Raw genomic sequence first — 11,902 nt, 5'->3', positions numbered from 1 at the left:
AGAGACGTGAAGGCACCCCCAACCAATAGTTTGCCGTTGGCCTGTTGTGCCAGTGCGTTGACCGTGCTGTTGGTGCCTGGATTGAGCGTGGCGTCCACACTGCCATCGATATTGAGGCGTGCGATCCTGAGGGCAGGGTAGCCACCTGCAGTCAGGAATCCGCCGCCGATCAACAGCTTTCCATCCGGCTGGAGAGTCGCGGCGTAGATCACATTGTCGACGTTCGGATCGTACGATGCGTCCAGGTTGCCGTTGGTGTCAAAGCGCGCGATCCTGTTTCGCGCGACTGGGCCGATCGAACTGAAAGCGCCGCCCGCAATGACGCTGCCATCGGACTGCAAGACGATATCGTGCACTGTTGCGGTCAACTGGACGTCGAAACTCGAGTCATTGCTGCCATCGACATTCAATCGCCTCAGCGGATTGATACTCGGGCCACCGCTGGTCAGGTTTCCTCCAGCTGCCAGTATCTTGCCGTCAGGCTGGATCACTAGAGCAAGGGTCGTATCAGCGAGACTTGCCTGAAACGTCGGGTCAACAGTTCCGTCCGGTTGTAACCTGGCGAGGTCTGAATTTCCTCCGACGATCAGCCCCCCATCCGCTTGTAGCGCCATCGCGAAGAGGAACGCGAATCCGTTCGGTGCGAACGACGTGTCGAGACTGCCATCGGCGTTCAAGCGAGCCAGGTTGGCGCGGACCACTCCACCGACGCTGTTGAATCCTCCAGCCACGATGACTTTTCCATCAGGCTGTAGTGTGATCGCGGCGATAAAACCGAATCCGCTGCCGAAATCCGGGTTGTAGCTGGCGTCGAGACTGCCGTCGGCGTTGAGACGGGCCAACTTGTTTCTTGTAACACCATCGACTTCCGAAAAGTCGCCGCCAATCAGAATGCGTCCGTCGAATTGCAGCACTGCAACACGCACGAGTCCGTTCGGGAAGCTGTCGGCGAAGCCCATATCCAAGCTGCCATCGGCATGCACCCGAGCGATTTGTCGACGCGACTGTCCATTGACGGTCGGAAACACGCCACCGACGATGATCTTGCCATCGGGTTGCACAGTGATGGCTCGGGCTGCCCGTCCACCCTGATCCGAAAGCATGGTTGAAAAGCCGTCATTGACGCTTGATGCGAGCACGTGGGCGGACGCGAGTAGAAATGCCAGCCCGGCCAACCATGAATGATGAATTTTTCGCATATCGCTATTCCGTTAGTGGGCTGGGTGGGGACGCGCTTCAGTCAATCAAATCCGTTCCTGGAAATACCTTCGTCGTAGCTGTTGGTGGTCTGTCGCGTGTTCTGGATGAGGCTGCCCGAGCCGTTGTACAAGCCGGAGCTCGCAGCGCCGCTGGCGCGCAAGTAATACAGCGAGTTCGTCGGCAGGGTGGCGAGATCGCCAAAACTCCAGCCACGCGCGGTGCGCTGCATGGTGCCGATGTTCTGGAAATCCGTACCGTTTACCGAAATCTCCAGTCGCGGGGCACGGGTTAGCTGCGGCGCACTGGCGGAGCGCATCCAGAGGAGTAGTGCACTGTTGTCGGAATAGCGAATGAAATCCAGCGAATCGGACACGGCCTGGGAAGCACTCAAGCGTGCCAGGTTGCTTCGGGGCTGCCCGCCGAGTGTGCTGAAGCTGCCACCAATAACCAGTTTTCCATCAGCCTGCAGGGCCAATGCGTTGACCGCCTGATTGGCGCCAGGATTGAACGCCATGTCGAGGCTGCCGTCGGCGTTCAACGAGGCCAGCCGGCTTCGTGGTTGGCCGTTGATCGCCGTGAAGTTGCCACCCAGCATCAATTTGCCATCGGCCTGTAACGCCATCGTGGCGATCGATCCGGTGATACTCGGAACGTAGGAAGCGTCAAGACTGCCATTCGCGTTCAGTCGGGCAAGTCTGCTTCGTGCTTGCCCTGCGATGGTGGTGAAGTCGCCAGCAATCAGCAGCTTTCCGTCCGGCTGCGCCGATAGCGCATAGATCGAGCTGTTGGCATTGGGATTGAAAGACAGGTCGACGCTGTTGTCGGCATTCAGGCGAGCAATATGATTTCGAGTTTCGCCATTGATCAGCGTGAAATCACCTGCTACCAGTATTTTTCCGTCGGCCTGCGTCGCAACCGTATAGACGATATCGTTGGTTATCGGCGCGAATCCACCGTCCACGCTCCCGTCGGAATTGAGCCGGGCGATGTAGTTTCGCGTCTGGCCACCGATCATGCTGAAATCACCGGCGACCAGCAACTTGCCATCGCTCAGTTGCGCCATTGAAAAGAGCTCGCCGGTCAGGCCAGGATTGAAGCCCGCATCCAGCGTGTCGTCGGCGTTGATCCGCGCCATGCCGTTGCGAGACGTTCCGAAAATGGTGGTGAAGTAGCCGGTGACAACACGCTTGCCGTCCGCTTGTACCAATATGGCGGTAACGGCATTGTCGGGATTGGGGTCGAAAGCCGCATCGATGCTGCCATCGCCATTGAGTCTGCCCAGCCGGCTGCGTGCCTGGCCATCCAATGTGGTGAAGCCGCCGCCTATCAGAAGCTTGCCGTCGCTTTGCTGTGCGATCGAATTGACATAGCCGTTCGTGCCTGGATTGAGGGTAGCGTCGACACTGCCATCGATGTTGAGGCGGGCGAGCTTGGGCCGCGCATGGCCGCCAACACTGCTGAAGTTTCCGCTGATCAGCAGTTTGCCATCCGCTTGAAGTCGTATCGTCGTAATAAAGGAGTTCGCGTCAGGATTGTAAGTCTCATCCAGATTGCCATCGGTGTCGAAGCGTGCGATGCCATTGCGTGCTTGTCCGTTGGCCACCGTGAAACCGCCAGCCACGATGATCTTGCCATCTGCCTGCAGGGAAACGGCACGCGCCCCGTTATTCAGACTGGCTGCAAAACCGGTATCTACGCTGCCGTCACTATTCAATCGACTCAACCCATCGGCTATCAAGCCACGCGAGTCCGGAGAAATGCCCAGCGCTGCCAAAACCTTGCCATCCGGCTGAATCGTCAATCCATAGATGGTGTTGTCGCCCTGGAACCGAAACGTGGGGTCAAGACTGCCATCGGCGTTCAGGCGAAACAGGGTTTCAGATCTGCCAAAAGGGTTTGCCTGGGTGATCGGATCGAACGACCCGCCCACAAGTACCCGACCGTCGGCTTGCAAGGCCAGAACCGTTGCATCGCCAACCAGGGCCGAGTTGAATGATGCGTCGACACTTCCGTCGTTGTTCAGACGCACGAGCGGTACATTTGCCACGCCTCCGGCGCCGATGAAAGACCCGCCCACCAGAACCTTTCCATCGGACTGCATGGCGAGCGTGTATGCGATTCCTTCGCTACCGAGGTTTGGGTCGTAGCTGACGTCGAGGCTGCCGTCGGCGTTGAGACGCGCGATACCGTCCCTCTCCGCACCACCCACGGACGAAAACTCACCCGCAATGACGATTCGACCATCGGCCTGGACGGCGCTGTCCGAGACTCCCCGAGAGTCGACGATTATTTCACCGAAACTCATATCGGTGCTGCCGTCGGCATTGATGCGACCAACATTCAGCCGCGACTGACCGTTGATGCCCACGAAGATTCCGCCAAAGAGGATCTTGCCATCGTCTTGTACATTCAGTGATCTGACAACGCCATTGACTGTCGTATAGAACCGGTCTTCGACGTTCGATGCGAGTGCATCGGTCGACAGGATCAATAGCGCCAAGCCTGTCAGCCATGAGTGATGGAATTTCCGCATGTCGCTGCTCCGCCTGAAGTTCGCCCAGAGCACGACGATGCATTGCGGAGAGACGGAAGTTCTTCAGTACCTCTCAAGGAGATATCAAGGAGTTGTCAAGCCATTGAAAAACAGGGTGTTTTACAAGCTATTGCCGCCGAATCGGCAGCGATCCAGCGCGGTGTCACGCCGTTGGATCATGGCTGAAACTCATGATCCCGGTGCCCGCCACTGGCTTAATTGACCACGCCGGTAGTCAGAACCGGCGGTTCCCCGCGTTAATTCGAATGGCGCGGCATCGTCCGCATCCGAGGCCGAGCGCGGGGACTATTCGAAATGGCGATCCGCCCCGATCATTCGAAGCCATCATAGAAGATGCCGTCATTGCGGCTCAGATAGGAGATGCGTGTGCTCTGGATCAGGCTGCTGGAGCCGCTGTAGAGACCCGAGCTGGCGGCGGCGGTGGTGCGCAGGTGGAATTGAAAATTCAATGGCCGAAGCCAGCCGCTGTAGAGCCAGCCGCCAGAAATGCGCTGCATGCTACCGATCGTGCCGTAACTGCTTCCTTCGTTCACTGAGACTTCGAGCTTCGGCGGCAGTGCCAGTTCCGGTGCGCTACCGGAACGCATCCAGCGGACCACGCTGCCGCCCTTCTGGTAGCCGATGATGCTCAGTGAATCAGTGGCCGTTTGCGGCGCACTCAAGCGCGCCAGGTTGCTGCGTGGCTGGCCATCGAATGTAGCGAATGCGCCACCGGCAACGAGCTTGCCATCGGCCTGCAATGCGAGCGCGTTGATCGTCGCATCGGCGCCAGGATTGAATCCGGCGTCGAGGCTGCCATCGGCATGCAACAACGCCACATTGCTGCGCGGCTGCCCGTCTACGGCACTGAACGCACCGCCCACCAGCAAGCTGCCATTGGCTTGCAGCGCCAAGGTGTAGACAATTCCGACCACGTCAGAAACGTAAGTCGCGTCGGCGCTGCCATCGGCATTCAGACGGGCAAGATTGTTGCGGGCCAAGCCTCCGATGGTGTCGAAGTCTCCGCCGACCAACAGTTTGCCGTCTGCTTGCGGCGCCATGACGTAGACCAGACCATCGGCGTCCGGATTGAACGTTGCATCAACGCTGCCATCGGCATTCAATCGCGCAATGCGATTGCGCGATTGTCCGGCGATCATGCTGAAGTCGCCAGACACAAGAATCTTTCCATCGGCTTGTTGCGCAATGGCGTAGACGTTGGTGTTGTTTGGCGACGGATCGAATGAGGTATCCACGGTGCCGTCGGCGTTGAGGCGCGCGAGGTGATTGCGGGCCTGACCGGCGATCGTGCTGAATGCGCCCCCTACCAGGAGCTTGCCATCGGCCTGTTGCGCCAAGGCGTAGATGCTGTTGTTCGGGCCCGGATTGAAGCTCGTATCGAGGCTGTCGTCGACATTCAGGCGCGCTATACGATTGCGCGAAGCGCCGCCAAACGAACTGAAGAGTCCGCCAACCACGAGCTTGCCGTCAGCCTGTACCAGCATCGCGAACACCGCGTTGCCGGCACCGGGATTGAATGCGGCATCGACGCTGCCGTCACCGTTCAGACGGGCAATGCGGCTGCGCGCTTCGCCATCCAGCGTGGTGAAGCCGCCCCCTACAAGTAATTTGCCGTTGGTCAGTTGCGCGATTGCGGCAACGTAGTTGTTTGGGCCGGGATCGAGGGTCGCATCGACGCTGCCATCGATGTTGAGTCGGGCCAGCCGTTGACGTGACTGTCCGCCGATACTTTCGAATCGCCCACCCACCAGAAGCTTGCCATCGGCCTGCAGGGCCAGAGCCGATACCCAAAACGTGGCGTCAGCCTTGAACGCTGCATCCAGGCTACCGTCGGCATGCAGGCGTGCAACCCGGTAGCGAAATGTTGTACCGATCTTGGTGAAGTAGCCACCCACGATGATCCTGCCGTCGGCCTGCAGCACAACCGAAGTCACCTCGTCATCCGGCTCTGCACTAAAACTTGGATCGGGGCTGCCATCGGCGTTGAAGCGCCGGATCGCAGGAGTGGGAATGGCTCCCGTCGTGAGTCGCTCGCCCGCTGCCAGCACCTTGCCGTCTGGTTGAATGGCCAGGGCTCTGGTCCACCAATTTATACTTTGCTGGAACGACGAATCCAGGCTGCCATCGGTCTCCAATCGCGCGATGTAGGCGCGAAATATGCCGTCAACGAAGTCGAAAGTACCGCCCAGAACAAGTTTTCCGTCGGCCTGGATCGCCAACGCATCGACATCGCCGCCGCTCACATCCGGCACATAGGAAACATCCAGGCTGCCATCGCTGTTCAAGCGCGCGAGATTTACTCGCGCCACGCCTCCAACGGTATCGAAGTTCCCGCCAACCAGAAGCCTCCCATCAGACTGCAAGGCAAGCGCCTTGATTTCGAAACCACTGCTGCTCCTGACACTTGGGCTGTAGCTCGCATCGACACTGCCATCAGTGTTCAAACGCACAATGTAGTATTTCACCAACGCGCCGACCTGGGAGAAATTGCCGGCTATCACGATGCGTCCGTCTGGCTGAACGAGCGCTGCCAACACGTTTGCGTTTAGTGTGGGCGCGGTGAAGCTTGGGTCAATACTGCCATCAGCATTGAGGCGCGCGATCCGCTGTCGAGCTTGCCCGGTTATGGATGTGAATTCACCACCCGCGATGATCTTGCCATCGTCTTGCACGGCCAGAGTTAGAACATTGCCGTTGGCATCCGCCGAGAAGCCGTCATCGACGTTCCAAGCGAATGCGCTATAGGACAGGAACAACCCGACCAACAGAAGCAGTCGGCATGTGGTGGTGAAGAGCGATGGCGGAGTTGCGAGGTTGCGGGTCATCGGAAACGATTCCTGAGTGGAGATTGGCCGCGCAGGATTTCGAGCATGCAAGGGGTTGGCTCCCTGCACATCGAACCTGACATCAGCGACTGGCGGCCGCAGCGGAGGGCTCCGCAGAGCGACGGCGGATGGCGTCGCTCTGGCAATGAACCGGGACGCGATTCATGAATGGGTCACTCTCAGCGATTTCGTCAATAGATACTGGCAAGAATTGCAACATTGTTCTTCGAACATGGCGCGAAGGTGTTCAACCACAGCCCCTCAAGAATTCTTCTCTGCCATTGGTAGCCATTGATCCCATCGATTTCTGGAAGATCCGCCAGGATGTTCAGGTGTCGTGTCCACACTGGCGATCGATCACTGGAACCCATCAATGAAGATGCCATCGTTGTAGATTGTGGAAGCAACTCTGGCACTCTGGATCAGGCTACCCGATCCGCCATAGAGGCCTGCGCTGGCCGAGGCGGTTGCACGCAAATAGAACGATGTGCCTTGAGGTGGAAGGTAGTCGGTGTAGTGCCAGTCACCGCCATCGCGCTGCATGGCCCCGACCAATCCCCAAGTGTTTCCGCCAACGGAAAATTCCAGTTGCGGCGACCGGGACAGTTCTGGCGCACCGCCTGATCGAATCCAGCGAATTACACTGCTACCGCCCGAATAGCCGATAAAGTCCAGCGAGTCCGTAACCATCTGTGGCGCACTCAGACGCGCGAATTTGCTACGTGGTTGGCCGCCAAATGTATTGAACGCTCCACCGACAACCAGCTTTCCATCGGCCTGCAGTGCGAGCGCGTTGACGACCGCATCTGCACCAGGATTGAAGTTTGCGTCGAGGCTGCTATCGGAGTTGATCAAGGCGAGATTGCTGCGCAGCTGGCCATTGACTTCTTCGAACAATCCGCCCACGAGCAATCGACCATCGGTCTGCAGCGCCAGCGTGTATACGATTCCGTTTACTGTCGGGATGTAGCTCGTATCGAGATTACCGTCGGCGTCCAGACGGACCAGATTGCGGCAGCTCTGCCCATCGATCACATCGAAGCTGCCGCCCACCAGCAATTTGCCGTCCACTTGCAGCGCCACCGCGTTGATAGGGCCATTGGCGTTGGGATTGAAGATCGAATCGACGCTGCCATCGGAATTCAGTCGTGCAATCCGATTGCGGGTCTGGCCGCCCATCATGGTGAAATCCCCCGTCACCACGATCTTTCCATCGGCCTGTTGGGCGATTGCGTGGACGGCGTCGTTTGGCGATGGATTGAACGTGCCGTCGACGCTGCCGTCCGTACCCAGGCGCGCCAAATGATTCCGCGTCTGGCCACCTATAGTGGTGAATTCACCCGCCACCAGAAGTTCTCCGTCGGCCTGCTGCGCTATCGCGTAGACGCTATTGTTTGCGTTCGGGTTGAAGCCCGTGTCAAGACTGTCATTGGCATTCAGGCGCGCGATGCGGTTGCGCGTGGCTCCGCCGAACGAACTGAAAATTCCGCCTGCCACGAGTTTGCCATCAGCCTGCTCGAGCATCGCGAATACCGCATTGCCGGCACCGGGATTGAACGAGGTATCAACGCTGCCGTCGCCGTTCAGTCGCGCGATACGGCCGCGTGCTTCGCCACCCAGCGTGGAGAAGCCCCCTCCTACCAGCAACTTGCCGTCCGCCTGCTGTGCGATCGCGGAAATGTAGTTGTTCGCACCCGAATCAAGAGTTGCGTCAACGCTGCCATCGATATTGAGGCGGGCGAGCCGTATCCGCGGCTGACCGCCGATCGTGCCGAATCCACCGGCAACCAGCAGCTTGCCGTCGGACTGGAGCGCCAGATTTCTGATGGTTGAACCAACGCCGGGGTTGTAAGCGGTGTCCACGCTACCGTCGGTATTGATTCGTGCAATGTTCTCTTGCGCTGTGCTACCGATCATGTCGAAGCTGCCACCAACAAGGATCTTGCCATCTGCTTGTACGGCGACCGTTTCAACGAAACTGTCAGGAGCCAGAATCGGGAAGCTCAAGTCGCGGCTGCCATCGGCGTTCAAGCGCACGATCAGGCCATACCCAACCACCACAAGCTTGCCATCCGGCTGAAGTGCCATGGCGTCCATGGTGTAGGGGTCAAGGTACCCCAGGAATGTCGAGTCCACACTGCCATCAATCCGCAGACGTGCGATATTGGCGTAACCCGAGTTATCAATTGAGAAAGTGCCACCAGCGATCAGTTGACCATCGGCCAGGATGATGAGCGCCTCGACGGTTCCACCAATTTCCGGCGCGTAAGATAGATCCAGGCTGCCATCGATGTTCATGCGCGCAATGTTCTCCCGGGCAACACCGCCGAAAGTGTCGAAATTGCCACCAACTACCAACTTCCCGTCCGATTGCACAACTATCGAACGGATGTATTGCGTTCCAGCGTCACTGACATTCGGGCTGTAGTTGACATCGACGCTGCCATCGGGGTTCAGTCGCGCGATTCGGTCTCGTGCGTAGGCGCCTACCTGTGAAAAGTCACCGGCAATCACGATGCGGCCATCTGGCTGCACGACCGCGTGGTCAACAGCATCGTCGATCACGGCTGCGGTAAACCCCGGGTCAGGGCTGCCGTCGGCATTGAGTCGCGCAATGTGTTGCCGCGCTTGCCCGTTGATGGTCGTGAATGAGCCGCCGACGATGATCTTGCCGTCGTCCTGCACTACCAGTGCGAACACGTTGTTGTTGGCATCGGCGGTAAAGCCATCATCGACGTCCCAGGCAAATGCACGGGAGGTCAGCAACAACCCGAGAATAAGCAGCATCCGGTATGTGATGGCAGGTTTGGATCGCGGATTTCGGAGCTTGGGGGTCATAGAAAACGATTCCTGAGTGTGGGGGCGCAAGATCCCGAAAGGCGAAAGGTGGGCTCCCTTCACATCGAACCGCACAACAACGACAGGCAATCGCGGTATTTCCCTCCCGCTGAGCGACGCCTGACGGCGCCAAACAGGACGATGAACCGGGCCGCGATTGATGCTTGGGCCCAAGCATCGCCTGTTCCCTCGGAAAAGAAATGCAAGAACTGTGAAATTATTCTGATAACCCGTCGATTCAATGACTTGGAGACCACTGGCCGGGACGATCCCTGGCTCGATGGGGTGCCGGTGGTGTCGCTGGGCCTCGTTCATTCCCGTCCCGTTTGATCTCATCGGGTCGGTGGGGGTGCCGAAACACGCCGAACTGGCGTGCGGCAGCCGTATCCAGTGGCGCCGGGTTTCGCTATCGTCGAACCGCGATTCATCTAGATCATCAGAGGAGTACGTTGGGGATGAAGCCATTCGGTAGCAATGTGAGGTCGAGCCTGAGCCAGGCGGACTTCGTCAATGTCGCAAGCGACGCATTCGACGACGATCAGACCATTCCACAAATACTGATCGCGGCATGCGAACGCAATGCCACGCTGCCAGCGGCAAGCAATCTGGGTTGCAGCTTGAGCTATGCCGATGTGAATCGACTGAGTGCGGATTTCGCCGCCTACCTGCGCAATGAGCTTGGTCTCAAATCCGGCGAGCGCGTAGCGATCATGTTGCCAAACCTGCTGCAGTATCCCATTGCACTACTGGGCGTGCTGCGAGCCGACCTCGTCGCCGTGCTGGTCAACCCGATGTACACGGCACGCGAACTGCATCACCAGCTCAGTGATTCTGGCTCGGCCGTCCTTGTCGTTCTGGACAACTTCGGTGCGGTCGCAGCCGAAGCCCTCAAGGGCACGGCTGTCCGCACGGTCATCACCACACGGGTGGGTGACATGCTTCCCTGGCCAAAGTCCGCGATTGTCGATTTCACCCTGAAACACGTGAAAAAGATGATTCCGCCGTTCGCTATCGCAGGCGCCGTGCGCTGGCCGAAGACACTCGCGCGTGGTGCTGCCCTTCCTCGCGTCGAGTCGAAGGCCAGCGCGAGCGATACCGCACAACTGCAATACACCGGCGGCACGACCGGATTGTCGAAGGCAGCGGTACTTCCTCACAGTGCCGTGGTGGCCAACGTGGCCGCTGCGGAGCAAACCTTCGGACGGCTGCTTGATCCGGCGAGGGATACGGTCTTGATCTGCTTGCCGATCTACCACATTGCCGCCTATAGCAATCTCATCTTCAACATGGCACACGGCTACCACTCCGTACTGATTACCAATCCGCGCGACATTCCTGGCCTGGTTGCGACATTCGCGAAACTCAAACCCGCATTCTTTTCCGGCGTGAACACCTTGTACGACGCGATTCTCAATCATCCTGACTTCTCGTCGCTGGATTTTTCGAATCTGAAACTGTGCCTGCAGGGCGGAACGGCACTGCGCAGCGGCACGGCCGAGCGTTGGCTGAAAGTCACCGGTTGCCCGGTGATCGAGGGGTACGGACTCTCCGAAACCGCCGCCGCCATTACCTGGAACCGCGTGGACGGTGCCAACCCGGTGGGATCCATCGGCATGGCCGTGGCCGAAACGGAAATCAGCTTGCGTGATGAAAGCGGGCAGATCGTTCCGACCGGCGAGCCCGGCGAGCTTTGCGCACGCGGGCCGCAGATGACCAAGGCCTACTGGAATCAGCCGGAAGAAACCCGGAACGCATTCTTTGATGGCGACTGGTTTCGTACCGGCGACATCGCGCGCGCTGACGAGCAGGGCTATTACTACGTTCTCGATCGTCGCAAGGACATGATCCTGGTATCGGGATTCAACGTCTATCCGAACGAGATCGAGGATGTCGTCGGCCTGCATCCCGGCGTACTCGAAGCCGCCGCAGTTGGCGTTCCCGATGAAAAATGCGGCGAAGCCGTGCGTCTGGTCGTCGTACGCAGCGACCCTGCTTTGAGCGAAGACGATCTTCGCGCCCATTGCAGAAAGAACCTGACCGGCTACAAGCAACCCAAGGTCATCGAATTCCGCGACAGCCTGCCAAAATCCGCGGTCGGCAAGATATTGAGGCGTGAACTTCGGTAGCTCCGCCCTGTTCTGGTCGATGGCGGCCTATTCAAGCCGAGTAGAGCTTCCGACCAAAAGTTGCCTGCACTGGCTGTCCAGATTTGTTCGCCTTGATCGCTGCGAGTCCAGCACCGAACAGCCATGTGGCGGAACCATCTGCATTGGGCGGCTTCCAAATCCGGAATCAATCGAAAGCCAGACATCTGCGGGTCGCGCTCTAACCCGCAGCCAGTCTGCCCGGCGGCTGCTATGGGTCGACTTGCGACCGTCGCTGCTCGGCCAGAAGCGGACCATTAGTAGCGAACAGGGTGCAGCATAGAAGACAATTCTCAATGAGCCTTGCCGGTCTTGCGACTTGGGGGCTGCCCAATATCTCA

General features: G+C 58.7%; 5 protein-coding genes. 1 reads left to right on the top strand and 4 read right to left on the bottom strand.

The features are described 5' to 3' along the window. The 4 genes from WBP53_RS04700 to WBP53_RS04685 all read right to left on the bottom strand — a co-directional run. A partial coding sequence (locus WBP53_RS04700) for a delta-60 repeat domain-containing protein (RefSeq protein WP_423926442.1) occupies positions 1 to 1,199 on the bottom strand: 1,199 nt, incomplete at its 3' end. A 41-nt stretch (positions 1,200 to 1,240) separates the two neighbouring features. Further along, a complete protein-coding gene (locus WBP53_RS04695) occupies positions 1,241 to 3,733 on the bottom strand; it encodes a hypothetical protein (RefSeq protein WP_423926440.1) in 2,493 nt (830 codons plus the stop codon). A gap of 332 nt (positions 3,734 to 4,065) precedes the next feature. Then, positions 4,066 to 6,579 carry a delta-60 repeat domain-containing protein gene (locus WBP53_RS04690; protein ID WP_423926438.1) on the bottom strand — a complete coding sequence of 838 codons (2,514 nt, stop codon included), beginning with the start codon at positions 6,577 to 6,579 and terminating at the stop codon, positions 4,066 to 4,068. Positions 6,580 to 6,936: 357 nt separating this feature from the next. Then, on the bottom strand, positions 6,937 to 9,366 hold the full coding sequence (locus tag WBP53_RS04685; protein WP_423926436.1) for a hypothetical protein: 2,430 nt from the start codon (positions 9,364 to 9,366) through the stop codon (positions 6,937 to 6,939). Between the two features lie 506 nt (positions 9,367 to 9,872). Between WBP53_RS04685 and WBP53_RS04680 the strand changes: the two genes are divergently transcribed. Beyond that, complete coding sequence (locus WBP53_RS04680) at positions 9,873 to 11,543, top strand: AMP-binding protein (protein WP_423926434.1); 1,671 nt, start codon at positions 9,873 to 9,875, stop codon at positions 11,541 to 11,543. Positions 11,544 to 11,902 lie beyond the last annotated feature (359 nt).

It is taken from the genome of Dokdonella sp., from assembly GCF_049593775.1.
Taxonomy (GTDB): Bacteria; Pseudomonadota; Gammaproteobacteria; order Xanthomonadales; family Rhodanobacteraceae; genus Dokdonella.
Note: the sequence above shows the minus strand (reverse complement) of the source record. Positions and strands in the feature narration are given on the sequence as shown.